A 14254-nucleotide genomic window follows, 5' to 3' on the forward strand; every position below is an offset into this window, starting at 1 on the left:
CCCTCACAATCCCGGGGCCGTGACGCCGGCGACGCGGGCGAGGTCGAGCTTGGTCTCGTCTTCGCTGCCGGGGACGGCCGTGTAGATGACGATCTTCAGATCGGTGTCCGAGTCGGAGAGCACGTCGCAGTCGACGGTGATCTCCCCGATCACCGGGTGCCGGATCGTCTTGCGGTCCTCGGCGTGGCTGCCGACGGCGCCGGAGTGCCACAACCGGGCGAATCGCGGATTGCCGTCCAGCGTCCGGCGGATCAGCCCGCTCAGGCGAACGTCCTGGGGGTAACGGCCGGACGCGCGGCGCAGGTCGGCGACGATGGCCCGGTCGGTCGCCTCCGCGTTCTCCGAGACGACGGGCCACGCCGCGAGGCGCCCGCGGTCGGACGGCACAGGAAAGCGCGAACGCACCAGATTCCGCTCCTCCGGCGCGAGCACGGAGGGGTCGCCGAGGAGCGCCGCCCAACTGCGGTTCCACCACAGCAGCCGCCAGTCGGCGGCGAACACGGCGACCGGCGCGTCGCCCAGCCGGGTGAGCACCCGCTGCATCCCGGGCGGGATGTGATCGCTGATCACGCCGTCCGAAGGCGGCCGCAGCCCGGCGAGCCGGTAGAGGTGGTCGCGCTCGGCGCGGTTGAGCTGCAGCGCTCGCGCCAGGGCGGCGGCGACCTGCGCCGACGGAGTGGTCGCCCGGCCCTGCTCCAGCCGTACGACGTAGTCCACCGAGACGCCCGCGAGGTCGGCCAGCTCCTCGCGGCGCAGCCCGGCGGCACGGCGTACGCGGCCGGCGGGCAGACCGACCGCCGCGGGGGACAGCCGGTCGCGCCAGGCGCGGATCGTCGCGCCGAGGCTCGTCTCGTCTGTCGTCATGCGCTCATTCTGCGTCGGCGGTGAGACGCCAGGGTGGTACTGCCTGTCCTACCGGCGGGCTCTCCCTGGCTGCCCGCGCCCGGCAGGCCGATGCTCGTTCCATGACCATCACCTTCATCACCGGGGCCAACAAGGGCCTCGGATTCGAGACCGCCCGCCGCCTCACCGACCTCGGCCACACCGTGGTCCTCGGCGCCCGGGACCCCGAACGCGGGCAGACGGCGGCCGACAAGCTCGGCGTACGTTTCGTGCGGATCGACGTCACCGACGACGCATCCGTCGCCGCGGCGGCGGCCGACGTCGCCGCGCACGAGGGCCGCGTCGACGTTCTGATCAACAACGCCGGGATCACCGGCCCGCACGTGCCCGCCGAGGAGCTGACCGCGGACCACGCCCTCGAGGTCTTCCAGACGAACGTCGTGGGCATCGTCCGGGTGACCAACGCCTTCCTGCCCCTTCTCCGGCGGTCGGAGCACCCGGCGATCATCAATGTCAGCAGCGGTACGGGGTCGTTCGCGCTGACCCACAACCCTGACCGGGTGGAGTCGACGGTCGTCGCGCCGCTATACACGTCCTCGAAGGCGGCGGTGACGATGCTCACGACGCAGTACGCGAGGGCGTTGCCCGGCATCCGGGTCGACGCCGCCGACCCCGGCTACACCGCGACCGACCTCAACGGGCACAGCGGTCCCCAGACCGTGACGGAGGGGACCGACGCGATCGTGACGCTCGCGACCGAGGGAGCGGACGGCGGAACGGGACGGTTCATCGACCGCTTCGGGCCCATGCCCTGGTGACGGCAGGACCGGAACGCAAAGCGGCCGAGCGGTGTCCGGTGGCGGCACGGCCGGTCCGATGTCGTGCACCGGCTCGGCCGGCGGCTGGACGAAACCGTTTTGAGCGGGTTGCGGGCGATGGCTACCGTTTCCCGGTGATCACCTTGCCTGACGTCCTCGCTCGTGCGGCAGACGGGCACATGCCCGAGCCGGGTGCCGGTCCGACCATCCTCCCGCAGCCGTCCGCACGCCATGCGGGAGTCATCGCCTTCACCGCGCACAACGTGATCTTCGCGGATGTGGACGAGGACTGGATCAGGTCCCGGTTGCCTGACGACGATCTGTCGGCGCCGCTCAACCCGCCGTTCCTCAGAGACCTGGAAGAATGCACCGGACGCCGGGTCAACAACATCGACATGCTCACCCTGGCCGCCCCCGCCGCGGGTCCTGCGCCCATCGAGCTGGTCGAGGTCACGGACGCGGCCCATCCGCGCGTCGAGCGTGCCCACCTCTACCGCGACGACGTACGCGTCTGGACCTGCCCGGGAGGGCTCGTGCTCATCGGAAGGGGAGTGGGCGGGCGGTGGGAGGTCGCGCTCGAGGTCGACCCGGCCGGCCGCGGGCGCGGTCTGGGCCGCGCCCTCGCCCGCGCGGCCAGGCACCTGACCTCGCACCCGCTCTGGGCGCAGATCGCCCCGGGCAACGCCGCGAGCGTACGGGCGTTCCTGGCCGCGGGCTACGTTCCGATCGGCGCCGAGGCACTCCTCGTCCCGCCTTCCCCCTGACGGTCCGGCTCCGTTGATCGGGGCGATCAGGGCAGGGCGTCGATCACCCGGTGGCGGAGCCGGGGCTCGTGAGCGGGGTCCGTGCGGAGGGTCAGGGTCAGCCCGGCCTCGGCGGCGCCGGAGAGGACGGCCAGCAGGGTGGCGAACTGCCCGGGAGGCTCGGCGTCGAGCAGTTCCTCGGCGTGCTCCACGACCAGATGGACCGGCCCGATGTCGCGCAGGGAGTCGGTGAGGGCGTCCCAGTTGCGGCCGAAGTACGCGGGGAGACGCAGGACCCGTGCCACCTCGTCGAAGAAGGCGGCACGGGTCCGGCAGGCCCGCCCGTCGACGACCGCCGGGGCCGGATCGGTGGTCACCGTGAGCCACGGAGGCAGCGGACGCGCGGCGGAGGCCATGAGAGGTCCTAGAGCCGGTAGAAGTCGGTGTAGTGGTTGGGCGAGAACCAGGTCACGCCGGTGCTGCGGTTGACGACGATCCGGTACGCGTCACGCGAGGCGCCGTACGCGCGGGAGTAGACGTCGTACTCGTAGTAGGTGGCACCACTGGGGAGCTGGCCCTCCCGGTTGTAGAAGCGCCCGCCGGTGTAGTTGTACCTGCCGTCCGGCCAGGAGTACCAGCCGCTGCTGGTGGGATAGCCCTTCCCGGCCCAGATCGCGTTCGCCGAGCGGGCGTCGGCACAGCGGGAGACTGTGCAGGAGCTGTAGACCGAGGCGTGAGCGGGGACGGTGCCGGCCACTCCGGTGAGGGACACGATGGCGGCGATCACGACGGTGAGCCGTCCGGGCCAGGAGGGCCGGAAGCGTCGCGGAGTCTGCACGAGACCTCCTTGTGGGGGCGAGGGGACAGACATCCGTCAGCATCACCTCGAAACCAGGACGAACCAAGGTAGAGATTGGTGAACTCCCGTCGTCTTTTTCCGTATGCCCCGGGGTGTGCTTCGTTCCTCTATAGATCGATCCAGGATTGACGCATGAGCGAAGCCAAGAACGTGCCGGATCCGGTGACGAAGGCCGGCTATGTGCTGGAGTTCGAGGACACCTTCGACGGGGACAAGCTCGACGAGAGTCGCTGGATCCCGCGTTACCTGCCCCAGTGGACCACGAGCGCCGCCTCGGCGGCCCGATATCGCGTCGGCGACGGCTGCCTGCGCCTGCTCGTCGAGGAGGACCAGCCGCCGTGGTCGCCGGAGATGGAGGGGCGGATGCGCGTGTCCTCACTGCAGACAGGCGTGTTCTCCGGGCCGGTGGGCAGCGCCGTCGGCCAGCACGGGCGGGGCGGCCGGGCCGTCGTCCGCGAGGCTCAGGACGAGGCGCGGCTCTACACCCCGCACTTCGGCCTGATCGAGATGCGCGCCCGGGCCACCGCCGATCCACGCGCCATGGTCGCGCTGTGGATGATCGGCTTCGAGGACGCGCCCGAGCGCTCCGCGGAGATCTGCGTCTGTGAGATCTTCGGGCGTGACGTACGGCCGGACGCGACGGCGGTCGGCATGGGCGTCCACCCGTTCGGCGACCCCACGATCACCGACGAGTTCGCCGCCGAGGTCCTCCCCATCGACGCACGCGAGTTCCACGTGTACGCGGCCGAGTGGACCCCGGATCGGGTGACGTTCTTCGTGGACGGCCGGCAGGTCAGGACCATCCGGCAGTCCCCGGACTATCCGATGCAGCTCATGCTCGGGATCTACGAGTTTCCCGACGCCGAAGGGCCCGAGCGGACGGGGCCGTACCCCAAGGAGTTCGTGGTCGACTACGTGAGGGGCTATCGGCTCGCGACGGATTGAGCCGTACGAGGGACGCCACTGGTGGGTATGAGGCATTTGAAGCGCTATGCCCGGATGGTTGAGGCCGATCAGCCGGTGCTCGGCCGTCCGGTGAAGGATCGGGGGATCTGATGCTGAGATGGCTCATCGTCCTGGTGGCGGCCGTGGTCGCGGCGCTGTCAGGGGTCACCGCGGGTTATGCGGCGCCGCCGGATGTCGGCGACCAGGACAAGGCATTCCTGGTCGGTGCGCATCAGGACAACCTCGCGGAGATCCAGGGCGGGCAGATCGCCGAGCGGCAGGCCGGCAAGCAGTCGGTCAAGGACGCCGGCAGGAAGTTCGTGGAGGACCACACCTCCCTCGACGACCAGCTCAAGCGGGTGGCCGGGAAGCTGGGCGTGGACCTGCCGGGCAAGCCGAGCGAGGAGCAGCAGGCCGAACTGCAGCGGTTCGCCGCCAAGAGCGGCACCGCGTTCGACCGTGCGTGGATCGACGCGCAGGTCAAGGACCACCGCAAGACCCTGGACTTCCTGGACAAGGAGGTCTCGAGCGGTTCTTCCCAGGAGGTGAAGAACCTGGCCCGGGACGCCAAGCCGGTGGTCCAGGAGCATCTCAACCTGGTCGAGAGCATTCAGAGCGGTGAGTGACGACCGGTGCCGGCCGGGGCTGGTCTCCGGCCGGCACGTCCCCTCCCCCGGGCAGGCTCACCCGAACAACTTGACGAGCAGCAGGATGATCAGCGCCCAGCAGACGAGACCCGCGACCACGACCGCGATGAGCCCGCGGAGCCGATACCGCTTGCCGGGTGGGCCGGATTGCTCGTCCACTTCTCCTCCACGTCGGGGTGTGTTCCGGCGTGCACCCCGCCTTGAGCTGATACCCCCGCAGGTCATGACCAGTTCGTCACTTACGGAGACGTGCGTGTTGCGGAAGGTGACGAATGTGCTCGCTCCCCGATGGAACCAGTGTGGACGGCGACGGGGTCCGATTCGTGGGTTCGCGTGAATAGGGTGCAGCCATGCGGATCTTCACGAACCTCGCCGAACTCAAGGCGGCCAAAGGCGAGCACCTCGGATACAGCGACTGGCGAGAGATCGGCCAGGAGAGGGTGGATCGCTTCGCCGACGCGACGGACGACCACCAGTGGATCCACGTGGACCCGGACCGGGCCAAGGGCAGCCCGTTCGGCGGCACCATCGCCCACGGATACCTCACGCTCTCGCTGCTGCCGTCGCTGGTCGGCGAGCTGTACCGCGTGGACGGCCTGCGCATGGCGATCAACTACGGGCTGAACAAGGTGCGCTTCCCCCGGCCGGTCCCCGTCGGATCCCGCGTACGGGCGGGGGCGGAGGTCGTCGACGTCAAGGGCACTCCCTCGGGCGCCCTCGTGAACCTCCGCGTCACGATCGAGGTCGAGGGAGTCGACAGGCCGGCCTGTATCGCCGACACGCTCACGCTCTTCGTTCCCCAGGAGTGACCCCCGTGCCCTCGGCCGGGCTCCGAGAGCGCGGGGGTGGCTTGACCGGGGGCGGAGCGATTTATTGGCGCAAGCAGGGGTGAGGGGTCTGGTAGAGTTACACCCGTTGCCGGGCACCGCAGGTGAACAGGCAGCAAAGCGGCCGTAGCTCAATGGATAGAGCATCTGACTACGGATCAGAAGGTTAGGGGTTCGAGTCCTCTCGGCCGCGCAGCAGCTCAAAGGCCCTTCGGATTTATCCGGAGGGCCTTTTTTGATCTCCGTACAGCAGCGGAGTACAGCAACCGCCCCACACAGGCGTTCTCGCGACTGCTGCGGGTCCATAGCCGGCCCGGGGGGATGTCCGCACCGGTACCGCGGAGGATGCCCCTCCCAGGGGGCGAGTCGCTACACGCTATAGGTTGGCGATTTCGCTCAGGCGCCGCCGAGATCCTCCCGCAGGCGGCGAACCCAGTCAGCAGGGAAGACCTGTTCAAGCCGCTCCCTGCTGGTCTCCAGAAGCCCCTCCTTCGCCAACGGGAAGAGTGCGCCGTCCCGTACGGCAGCATGGTCTTCGGGAGCTGGGCATATCAGGACGGCGGGACTCCAGCACGTCCGCTGCAACTCCTCGATCCCCGTGGTCTCGACCATCTTCTTAATGGGCTCCCATGCCGTCGCGCGCCAGGACAGACGCCTGTCACGATTGCGATCGCGCGATAGCGTCTCGTCCATGGTTGAGAACAGCAGGATCAAAAAAGCAGAGCAAACAGCAGGACCAGCGAAAGATCTGGGGCGCTCCCCACGCGTTACTTTGCGCCGGATCACCAGTTTCGATCAAGATGAGTTTCTCGAACGGGTCCATGCCAGCGTCGACCTGCACCAGCCGAGGATGTCCCTGCCGGCGACGCCGGAGGCGTTCCAGGCGTTCCTTGGCCGATTCGATGAGGGGCAATCCGCCGAAGGCTTACTGGTCTGTCTGCGTGACACGGGTGCCATCGCGGGCAACGTCAACATCAACAGCATCATTCGCGGACGCTTCCAAGGCGGCTCGCTGGGCTACGCGGCCTTCGCGCCCTACGCTAGGCAGGGGTACATGTCAGAAGGTCTTGGCCTCGTGCTGCGTCATGCGTTTGAGGAGCTACGGTTGCACCGGCTGGAAGCGCAGATCCAGCCCGATAACCAGGCGTCCATCAAACTGGTCCAACGCCACGGCTTCCGCTACGAGGGTTACTCACCGGATCTGCTGTTCATTGACGGCGCCTGGCGAGGTCACGAACGATGGGCCATCACCAACGACATGATCGGCATCGTTCCCAGCGCCCCGCATCCAACACTGCCCAACCGTTGAGACCTCTCGCTGGCCGGTTCAGAGGCTGAAACGATGTCAATGGTGGGTTTGCCGGAGAGCGCCGTCATAGGTATCGGCCTTACGATCGCTCCTGGTTGCCCGTGTACGTCCCATCCGGGCGCATGACCGCAGTCCGCGTCACAGGAGCGCCGGTTGCACGGGGCACGCGATCGTTCACCGCGATAACCAACCGGAGTGCCCGATCGGCCTCGGGAAGCACGTAAGCCAGGATCTTGTAGACGGTCCCGTCCTCTCCGGTGACATTCGCCCAGTCCTTATCGCCGTTCTCCTCCATGACCACGAGTTCGTCATAGACAGCGACACGACGCCACCGTGACAGGTACTCCTCTGCAATCTCAGCTGCCACCTGCTCGTTCATCCCCGCAGAGCCGCCCTCCGTCGTGCCATTAGCGTGCCATTAAGGAGGGTGACGAGGGGTGGGCAACCACGGTCACTCATGACCCGCCTCACGCCCAGGTCAGCGCCCGTACGGGCCGTGATCCATGCAATTCCCAAGCTGACAGCCCGCCTTTTACCCTCGTCCTCATGACACCACCGCGTGAAGTTCCCCCGAAGGTCGAGCGTGTTCGTGACATGCGCGACTTCGCCGCCTACCTGAAGATCATGGCGGACGAATTCGATGCCGATCGCGCCGAGCGCGAACGTCAAGTTTGCGAGGGGAAGCGGTTTGTCGAGGGCCGCTGGAGCAGCATGTACGTTGGCGACTTCCTCAGAGCTTGGGCAGGATGGCTCCAGGACGGCTGTATTCGTGAAGGAGCCCCGTTCAAGGACGATGTCGACCCGCCGACATGGCAGTCGCTCGCTCTCCAGATCCACGCCGCCCACCTGTACGACTAGCCCGATCTGGGAGCCACCCGGACGGACGATCACGAACTGAGTCGGACGGATCCGAACAACCACAGTCCCGAGGAGCAGCACGGCGAACGGATCTGGACGACCGCGGATGTCGCTCGGGGACCTACCGATCAGAAGGTTAGGGCTCGAGCCCTCTCGGCCGCGCACATCACAGAAGCCCTCATACCCTCCTGCAGCCGTAGCCGGGCCGGCTCTTCCAGTGCCGAGGTGTTACCGGCGTCGGCGGCTGCGCGGGCGAGGCGCTCGGCAGCCTTCCGGCGCCGCTTCAGGTTCCCCAGCGCGAAGATGTCACCGGCGTCGCCTGGAACAACACGGCATCTCCGCTGCGGTTCGTCACGCACTGGATGATCTGTGGTGCGTGGAGTGGTTGATGTCGACGGGGCTCGCGGCGGCGGCGCGATCAGGAGCGTTGCCCGACGTCGTCGTAGGACGGTGACCAGCGGCGGTCCTGCCGCGCGTAGCCGTATGCCCGCCTTTCGCCCCGGACTTGCCCGCCCGACCTGGACGCCGACAGCGGCTGAATCCGGCCGGCTCCTTGGCGTCCTCCTCGCCGCCGGCCCGGTGCCCTGGCCGGCCGGGCGGGCGGGCCCGGGGCAAGAAGAGGGCCGTGAGCAGGCCGATCGCCATCGCGCCCGCCGCGATCAGGAAGGAAACGCGGAAGCCGTGCAGGGTGGGGACGGTGACGCCCTTCACCTGGTGCGCGGTGCCGGCGAGGACCATGCCGATGACGGCGCTGGCCACCGAGGAGCCGATCGAGCGCATCAGCGTGTTGACGGCGTTGGCCGAGCCCGTTTCCGATGCGGGGGTCGCGTCGGTGATCAGGGCTGGGAGGGAGGAGTAGGCGAGGCCGATGCCCACGCCTAGGATCGCCGTGATGACGAGGCTCTGCCAGGGGGCGTTCATCAGCCCGAGGCCTGCGCCGTAGCCGAGCGCGATGATCACCATGCCGAGGATCAGGGCGGCCCTGGGGGACAGTGCCGCGGACAGCCGGGCGTAGACGGGGGCCGTGAGCAGCATGGTCAGGCCGAGCGGCGCCATGCACAGGCCGGCGACCACCATGGACTGGCCGAGGCCGTGGCCGGTGCTCGTCGGCAACTGGAGGAGCTGGGGAAGAACCAGCGAGACGACCAGGAAGGAGGCGCCGACCATGATCGAGGCGAGGTTGGTGAAGAGCGCCGCGGGGCGGGCCGTGGTGCGCAGGTTCACCAGCGGTGTCCTGAGCCGTAGCTCCATCACGCCCCACAGGACGAGGACGACCACCGCTGCGGCGAACAGCCCGAGGGTGGCGCCGGAGGTCCAGCCCCAGTCGCCGCCCTTGGTGATCGGCAGCAGGAAAAGGACGAGACCGGCGGACAGCCCCACCGCGCCGCGAACGTCGAAGGTGCCCTGCGCACGGGCCGGGGACTCGGGGATGGCGAGGAGAGTGAGGGCGATGCAGAAGACGCCGAGGCCGGCGGAGCTGTAGAAGAGGGCGCGCCAGCCGGCGTGCTGGGCGACCAGGGCCGCGGCGGGCAGGGCGAGGCTGCTGCCGATGCCCATGGAGGAGCTCATCATGGCCATCGCCAGGCCAAGCCTCTCGCGGGGGAGCAGGTCGCGCATCAGGCCGAGGCCGAGGGGTATCGCGCTCATCACGAAGCCCTGGAGGGTCCGGCCTGCGATCATCACGTAGAGGTCGCTGGTGAGGGCGCTGACGAGTGCGCCGCCGACCATCATCGCGAGGCTGAGGACCAGCATGCGGCGCTTGCCGTAGAGGTCGCCGAGGCGGCCCATGATCGGCGTGGCGACGGCGCCGGCGAGCAGGGTCGAGGTGATGACCCAGGTCGCGTTGTCCGGCTCGGTGCCCAGTAGGTGTGGCAGGTCTTTGAGCACCGGGATGAGCAGGGTCTGCATCACCGAGACCACGATGCCCACGAAGGCGAGCACCGGGACGAGAGCGCCGCTCGCTCTGGCCGCGGGAGGGTCGGTCGACGTGTGTGTCATGAGGGACGGTCTCCAGGCCGGGGGCGTGTGGTTTCGTATGGGATGCCGGATTCGCCTGGCTCGGCCCGTGAAAGTCCACAGGCCGGGCCAGGTGGCGACGGTCGCGCCGTCCGTCCGGGGCGTTGCGTGCCTCGCGTTCGCGCTCGCGAGCGGGGTGGGGTGGGGTGGGGTGGCGTGGGGACACGCCTCACTCAGAGGCGGAGGATCCCCTCGCCGGGCCGGCTGCTGCCCATGAGCCGAGGGCGAACCCGGCACCGTTCCGCCGGACTTCCAGGGCGCCCGCACCGCCGAAGTGTGCGGGGACGAGCAGTTCCCGTTCGTCGGCCGCCCGCCCGAGAATTCGCTGGCGGCTGGCCGCCGCTTGTTCGGGGGCCAGGCAGGCGTTGCTGTTGAGGCAGGGGTCGAGGATCTGCACCGGGCTGTGCAGCAGATCTCCGACGAAGACCGCCCGGTCGCCGCGGGAGGCGAGTCGCAGCACCGACGAGCCGGGCGTGTGGCCGGGCGCGGGCTCCAGGGTGAGGTGTTTGTCGATGCGGTGGTGGCCGTCCCACAGCACGGCCTGTCCGGCCTGGTGGATGGGCGCGATGCTGTCCTCGTAGATCAGGCGGTCGACCTTATGCGCGCCGTTGCCGTACGCGTTGTCCGGGCCGTAGTGGAAGTCGTCGGCGGCCGGAATGAGGTACTGGGCGTTGGGAAACGCCGGTACCCACTGCCCGTCCGCGTCGACGGTGTTCCAGCCGACGTGATCCACGTGCAGGTGGGTGTTGACCACGACGTCGACATCCTGCGGGCGAACGCCGGCCCTCGCCAGGAGGTCGAGGAAATCACTCCGGGCCTGGTGGAACGGCCCCATGCCCGGTCGCTCGCGCCCGTTGCCCGCTCCGGTGTCGACCAGGACGGTCCGCCCACCGCTGCGCAGCACCCAGCTCTGCAGGGCAGTCACCACCAGGCCGCTGCTCGGCTCCCAGTGGTCCGGCGCCAGCCAGTCCTCGTTGTCCTTCCACACCTCGGGGCTAGTTTCCGGGAAGAAATCGGAGGGGGGCAGGAAGGGCGCGTGCCACTCGACGACCCGGATGACCTCGACATCCCCGAGGGTCATGCTCTGCGCACTCTCGTTGCCGTTCATCATGGGCACGACCCTAAGAAGGGGCGGACGATCCTCTCAATGCGCGTTCAGCTCAACAAAATACGAATCCGTCTCACGCCCTATACGAGAGATAATCTGGGCGGATGGATGTGGTGAGTGACGCGATCTCCGCCGTTCACCTTGGGCACCCGTGGTTCCACCGGGTCCGAACGAGCGGCAGCTGGTGCGCGCGGCTGGACCCGTACGAGGGTGCGGGCTTTTACGTCGTCCTGAAGGGCAACTGCTGCCTCCTGACCGACGGCGGCGCCCCGGTGTGCCTCGGCGTGGGTGACGCGGTGCTGCTGCCTCATGGCACGGGCCATGTGATCGCCGACTCTCCCCTGGACGCGGGAGTCGCGGCGCGGAAGGCGGTGCCGTTCGAGCAGTGGCTCGGGGCGACGGGGCCGCGAGCCCGGCCCGACCGCGACGGGACGGAGATACTGTGCGGCAAATACTGGCTCGACTGCAGCCGCATGCACCCGCTGATGACGGAGCTGCCCGAGGTCGTCCACCTTCCCAGCCGCGTAGGCACCCACCTCGAACTCCGCGCCGCGATCGACCTGCTCGCCGGCGAGCTGGACGAGGTGCGGCCCGGCTCCTGCATGGCGCTCCCGAACCTGCTCGACCTCCTCCTCGTCTACATGATCCGCGCCTGGATGACCGAGACCACCAGCGGAACCTGGCCCAGCGCACTGGGCGACCCGGTGACGGCCGCCGCCCTGCGGGCGATGCACTCGCAACCGGCCGCGCCGTGGAGCATCGAGCGCCTGGCCGCGGAGGCGGGCGTCTCCCGCCCCACGCTGGCGCGCCGGTTCACCACCCTGGTCGGCCGCCCGCCGATGGCGTACCTCACGTGGTGGCGCGTGATCCTGGCCGCCACCCTGCTCCGCGACACCAAGGAAACCCTGGCCACCATCGCCGACCGCGTCGGCTACGGCAGCCCGTACGCACTCTCCCACGCCTTTCAGAGGGAGTTCGGCACCACACCGGGGCGGTATCGAGAGGTCACGGGCCGGCACGGGACGTCCGACGCCTCCCCGCGCTGATGTGGTTTCCCAGATCGCCCCGATGGTGCGTGCGCTCCGGCCGATCGCCCATTTCGCGGCCGAGGCGCGGGCGCTGGACGCCTCCGAGATGCTCCAGCGCAATGAGCGGATGTCGGCGGTGCTGGGCGACCTGCTGAGCGCGCCCAAGGAGGTCGACCTGGCGACCCGGACCGCGCCATCGAATCAAGGAGTGGCAGTGGGCCGGCCTTCCGGTTCGACAAGACGCCCGACAGCTGTCCGGCAGGCCGGCGCCTACGCGGAGCCGTCTTGTGGATCCGAAGCCTCTGACCGGCCTGCAGATCCGAACCTCGTACAGGCTCTAGCGGGGAGTGCCCTCAGTGTCAAGCTCAAGTTGGCCTTAACCTCCCCTCCGGCCGGACAGGTGCTTCCTTCATTCGTATGAGTGCCAAAGTCATCTCCGGTGGGGAGTTTCCGGACAGCGAGCCTCCCTAGCGTGGCCGTTATGAATCGCGCATTGCTCAGACGGGGCGTGGCCTCTGCCGTGGTGGTCGGCCTTCTGCTCACCGGGCCCGCCGTACAGGCCATGTCAAAGCCCGTCACTGTGGCCCTGCCCCAGCCGACAGGTCCACGCGAGATCGGCACTGTCGCGCTGCACCTGCGTGACGGCTCCAGGGCCGACCCATGGATCAAGGAACATGACCGGCGTGAGCTGATGATCAGCCTGTGGTACCCCACGCGTCGTCCGGACGGCCACCCCGCCGCGCCTTGGCTGCCGGCCCGCGCCGCCGAGGCCTTCTACCGCAACAGCAGCCTCTCGCCTGCGGCTGTCAGCCTGCCTTCGACCCATGGCCGCGAAGGGGCCCGTGTGGCGGGCCGAGGGCTGCCCGTCGTACTGTTCTCACCCGGCAACGGCGCCGACCGTTCCATGAACACCGCCACGGTCGAAGAACTGGCCAGCTGGGGCTACATGGTGGTCACGATCGATCATCCGGGCGATGCCGGCGAGGTGGAGTTCCCCAACGGCACGGTCACCGGCCATGTCCTGAAGCCGGTCCCGGTGAGCCGGCTTGACGAGAAGGCCGAAGAGATCAAGGTGCGGGTGGCTGACACGCGCTTCGTGCTGGACCAGCTCAAGGAGCTGAACAAGGGGCGCAACCCCGATGTTGAAGGCCGGAAGCTGCCGGAGGGGCTGCGTGGCGCGTTCGACCTGAGCAGGGTCGGCATGTTCGGCCATTCCGCGGGAGGAGCGACGGCCGCCGCGACGATGCTGGAGGATCGGCGGGTCAAGGCGGTTCTGAACCTGGACGGACCCGCCATCGGCAAGGTGGCCGCCAAAGGACTGACCAAGCCGTACATGCTCATGGAGGCCGAGATCTTCGACAAGCCCATCCGCGGGCAGAAGGCCTTCTGGTCCCGGCTGAAGGGCTGGCGGCTGCACGTGAAGACCAAGGGTGCCAAGCACAATTCCTATACCGACCTGCCGCTGCTGTACGAGCAGGCGGCCCCGGTGATCGGCCTGTCAAAGGAGCAGTTGCGAGCGGTGAACGGGACACTGCCGGCGGCGCGTTCCGTGGCCGTCACCCGCGCCTACACCATGGCCTTCTTCGATCTGCATCTACGGCGCAAAGGCCACCTGCTCGACAGGCGTTCCTCGCGGTTCCCCGAGGTGAAGGTGATCGCCCGTTAGAGCGGAAGCGCGGCTGCACCGCCTGATCAGCTCTCGCTGACGGTCCCGCAGGTTCGAGTCCTCTCGGCCGCGCACCTCGCAGAAGGCCCGTGACCAGGGAAAACCTGGTAACGGGCCTTAGCGTTTCCGGGCTTCACACGGTCTTCCGTGTCTGTGGGAGCCACCCGTTTCGGCCGGCCCGGTAGAGCGCTCGAAATGGCCTCCGTCGCCGCTCGCTTGTCGCCGTCCACGAGGTGTCCGTACACGTCCTTGGGATCGCCATGCTCGCGTGTCCGAGGACGTCGGAGACGACGTGCAGCGGCGTCTCCTGGGCGAGCATCAACGAGGCCCCCGAGTGCCGGAGCTCGATCCACGCCGGCCTGGAGGCGTTCCGCGTTGTACCCGCTCCTGTGACGCTTGATCGCGTCGACCTGCCCGAGCACCGCCCCACGTCGGCTGTGCGTCTCGCTCGCCGTGGGATTGCCTGTCAGGCGCCGCGTACGCCTGTACGGAGAGCCTGTCGAACAGGCTGACAACACGATCTCCTTGTGGACAGCGTGAGCGATCCGAAACCGTGGATCCGCCGCAGGAATCACCTGCCAGCGCTC

17 protein-coding genes and 1 tRNA gene are annotated in these 14254 nt (G+C 68.6%); 10 read left to right on the top strand and 8 right to left on the bottom strand.

Annotated features, from left to right (window positions below):
• Window positions 1-3 precede the first annotated feature (3 nt).
• On the bottom strand, window positions 4-864 hold the full coding sequence (locus tag ABZ857_RS02550) for a helix-turn-helix transcriptional regulator (RefSeq protein WP_357036302.1): 861 nt from the start codon (window positions 862-864) through the stop codon (window positions 4-6).
• A 101-nt stretch (window positions 865-965) separates the two neighbouring features.
• On the opposite strand from ABZ857_RS02550, the gene ABZ857_RS02555 reads away from it, so the two are divergent.
• Complete coding sequence (locus tag ABZ857_RS02555; RefSeq protein ID WP_357036305.1) at window positions 966-1661, top strand: SDR family NAD(P)-dependent oxidoreductase; 696 nt, start codon at window positions 966-968, stop codon at window positions 1659-1661.
• 134 nt (window positions 1662-1795) lie between these two features.
• Window positions 1796-2425: a GNAT family N-acetyltransferase gene (locus ABZ857_RS02560; RefSeq protein ID WP_357036308.1), complete on the top strand. Its 630-nt coding sequence runs from the start codon at window positions 1796-1798 to the stop codon at window positions 2423-2425.
• Window positions 2426-2451: 26 nt separating this feature from the next.
• Here ABZ857_RS02560 and ABZ857_RS02565 read toward each other — a convergent pair whose 3' ends face one another.
• Window positions 2452-2820, bottom strand: coding sequence for a barstar family protein (locus ABZ857_RS02565; protein WP_357036311.1), 369 nt, complete (start codon window positions 2818-2820; stop codon window positions 2452-2454).
• 8 nt (window positions 2821-2828) lie between these two features.
• Window positions 2829-3242: a ribonuclease domain-containing protein gene (locus ABZ857_RS02570; protein ID WP_357036314.1), complete on the bottom strand. Its 414-nt coding sequence runs from the start codon at window positions 3240-3242 to the stop codon at window positions 2829-2831.
• Between the two features lie 153 nt (window positions 3243-3395).
• On the opposite strand from ABZ857_RS02570, the gene ABZ857_RS02575 reads away from it, so the two are divergent.
• Window positions 3396-4208 (top strand): glycoside hydrolase family 16 protein, encoded by an 813-nt coding sequence (locus tag ABZ857_RS02575; protein ID WP_357036317.1) that lies wholly within the window; start codon window positions 3396-3398, stop codon window positions 4206-4208.
• 110 nt (window positions 4209-4318) lie between these two features.
• Window positions 4319-4834: a DUF4142 domain-containing protein gene (locus tag ABZ857_RS02580; protein WP_357036320.1), complete on the top strand. Its 516-nt coding sequence runs from the start codon at window positions 4319-4321 to the stop codon at window positions 4832-4834.
• A gap of 57 nt (window positions 4835-4891) precedes the next feature.
• On the opposite strand, the gene ABZ857_RS02585 is transcribed toward ABZ857_RS02580, so the two are convergent.
• A complete protein-coding gene (locus ABZ857_RS02585) occupies window positions 4892-5014 on the bottom strand; it encodes a hypothetical protein (RefSeq protein ID WP_357036323.1) in 123 nt (40 codons plus the stop codon).
• Window positions 5015-5205: 191 nt separating this feature from the next.
• Between ABZ857_RS02585 and ABZ857_RS02590 the strand changes: the two genes are divergently transcribed.
• Together ABZ857_RS02590 and ABZ857_RS02595 are read left to right on the top strand one after the other, a co-directional pair.
• Window positions 5206-5664: a MaoC family dehydratase gene (locus ABZ857_RS02590; protein ID WP_357036326.1), complete on the top strand. Its 459-nt coding sequence runs from the start codon at window positions 5206-5208 to the stop codon at window positions 5662-5664.
• Between the two features lie 138 nt (window positions 5665-5802).
• Window positions 5803-5875, top strand: a tRNA-Arg gene (locus tag ABZ857_RS02595).
• Between the two features lie 203 nt (window positions 5876-6078).
• Here the strand turns inward: ABZ857_RS02595 and ABZ857_RS02600 are convergent.
• Window positions 6079-6375, bottom strand: coding sequence for a hypothetical protein (locus ABZ857_RS02600; protein ID WP_357036328.1), 297 nt, complete (start codon window positions 6373-6375; stop codon window positions 6079-6081).
• On the opposite strand from ABZ857_RS02600, the gene ABZ857_RS02605 reads away from it, so the two are divergent.
• Entirely contained in the window at window positions 6374-6991 is a 618-nt protein-coding gene (locus ABZ857_RS02605) for a GNAT family N-acetyltransferase (protein WP_357036331.1), read from the top strand. The two genes, ABZ857_RS02600 and ABZ857_RS02605, sit on opposite strands and share 2 nt — an antisense overlap.
• Window positions 6992-7070: 79 nt before the next feature.
• On the opposite strand, the gene ABZ857_RS02610 is transcribed toward ABZ857_RS02605, so the two are convergent.
• Window positions 7071-7370 (bottom strand): hypothetical protein, encoded by a 300-nt coding sequence (locus tag ABZ857_RS02610; RefSeq protein ID WP_357036334.1) that lies wholly within the window; start codon window positions 7368-7370, stop codon window positions 7071-7073.
• Window positions 7371-7537: 167 nt separating this feature from the next.
• On the opposite strand from ABZ857_RS02610, the gene ABZ857_RS02615 reads away from it, so the two are divergent.
• Window positions 7538-7849, top strand: coding sequence for a hypothetical protein (locus ABZ857_RS02615; protein ID WP_357036336.1), 312 nt, complete (start codon window positions 7538-7540; stop codon window positions 7847-7849).
• A 351-nt stretch (window positions 7850-8200) separates the two neighbouring features.
• Here ABZ857_RS02615 and ABZ857_RS02620 read toward each other — a convergent pair whose 3' ends face one another.
• A complete protein-coding gene (locus ABZ857_RS02620) occupies window positions 8201-9847 on the bottom strand; it encodes an MFS transporter (protein ID WP_357036339.1) in 1647 nt (548 codons plus the stop codon).
• 187 nt (window positions 9848-10034) lie between these two features.
• On the bottom strand, window positions 10035-10976 hold the full coding sequence (locus tag ABZ857_RS02625) for an MBL fold metallo-hydrolase (protein ID WP_357036342.1): 942 nt from the start codon (window positions 10974-10976) through the stop codon (window positions 10035-10037).
• Window positions 10977-11077: 101 nt separating this feature from the next.
• Here ABZ857_RS02625 and ABZ857_RS02630 point away from each other — a divergent pair, with 101 nt between their 5' ends.
• Both ABZ857_RS02630 and ABZ857_RS02635 read left to right on the top strand, forming a co-directional pair.
• Complete coding sequence (locus ABZ857_RS02630; protein ID WP_357036345.1) at window positions 11078-12019, top strand: AraC family transcriptional regulator; 942 nt, start codon at window positions 11078-11080, stop codon at window positions 12017-12019.
• Between the two features lie 463 nt (window positions 12020-12482).
• Window positions 12483-13667, top strand: a complete 1185-nt coding sequence (locus tag ABZ857_RS02635) for a lipase (RefSeq protein WP_357036348.1) — start codon at window positions 12483-12485, stop codon at window positions 13665-13667.
• Window positions 13668-14254 lie beyond the last annotated feature (587 nt).

Origin of the sequence: Microbispora sp. NPDC046933, from assembly GCF_040644635.1 — a bacterium.
Classification (GTDB): domain Bacteria; phylum Actinomycetota; class Actinomycetes; order Streptosporangiales; family Streptosporangiaceae; genus Microbispora.

What these genes read in the sequence shown, in the direction of transcription:
- ABZ857_RS02610 (WP_357036334.1), bottom strand. Translation starts at nt 7,370, where the DNA reads ATGAACGAGCAGGTGGCAGCTGAGATTGCAGAGGAGTACCTGTCACGG.
- ABZ857_RS02565 (WP_357036311.1), bottom strand. Translation starts at nt 2,820, where the DNA reads ATGGCCTCCGCCGCGCGTCCGCTGCCTCCGTGGCTCACGGTGACCACC.
- ABZ857_RS02555 (WP_357036305.1), top strand. Translation starts at nt 966, where the DNA reads ATGACCATCACCTTCATCACCGGGGCCAACAAGGGCCTCGGATTCGAG.
- ABZ857_RS02600 (WP_357036328.1), bottom strand. Translation starts at nt 6,375, where the DNA reads ATGGACGAGACGCTATCGCGCGATCGCAATCGTGACAGGCGTCTGTCC.
- ABZ857_RS02630 (WP_357036345.1), top strand. Translation starts at nt 11,078, where the DNA reads ATGGATGTGGTGAGTGACGCGATCTCCGCCGTTCACCTTGGGCACCCG.
- ABZ857_RS02590 (WP_357036326.1), top strand. Translation starts at nt 5,206, where the DNA reads ATGCGGATCTTCACGAACCTCGCCGAACTCAAGGCGGCCAAAGGCGAG.
- ABZ857_RS02575 (WP_357036317.1), top strand. Translation starts at nt 3,396, where the DNA reads ATGAGCGAAGCCAAGAACGTGCCGGATCCGGTGACGAAGGCCGGCTAT.
- ABZ857_RS02615 (WP_357036336.1), top strand. Translation starts at nt 7,538, where the DNA reads ATGACACCACCGCGTGAAGTTCCCCCGAAGGTCGAGCGTGTTCGTGAC.
- ABZ857_RS02605 (WP_357036331.1), top strand. Translation starts at nt 6,374, where the DNA reads ATGGTTGAGAACAGCAGGATCAAAAAAGCAGAGCAAACAGCAGGACCA.
- ABZ857_RS02550 (WP_357036302.1), bottom strand. Translation starts at nt 864, where the DNA reads ATGACGACAGACGAGACGAGCCTCGGCGCGACGATCCGCGCCTGGCGC.
- ABZ857_RS02635 (WP_357036348.1), top strand. Translation starts at nt 12,483, where the DNA reads ATGAATCGCGCATTGCTCAGACGGGGCGTGGCCTCTGCCGTGGTGGTC.
- ABZ857_RS02580 (WP_357036320.1), top strand. Translation starts at nt 4,319, where the DNA reads ATGCTGAGATGGCTCATCGTCCTGGTGGCGGCCGTGGTCGCGGCGCTG.
- ABZ857_RS02625 (WP_357036342.1), bottom strand. Translation starts at nt 10,976, where the DNA reads ATGATGAACGGCAACGAGAGTGCGCAGAGCATGACCCTCGGGGATGTC.
- ABZ857_RS02620 (WP_357036339.1), bottom strand. Translation starts at nt 9,847, where the DNA reads ATGACACACACGTCGACCGACCCTCCCGCGGCCAGAGCGAGCGGCGCT.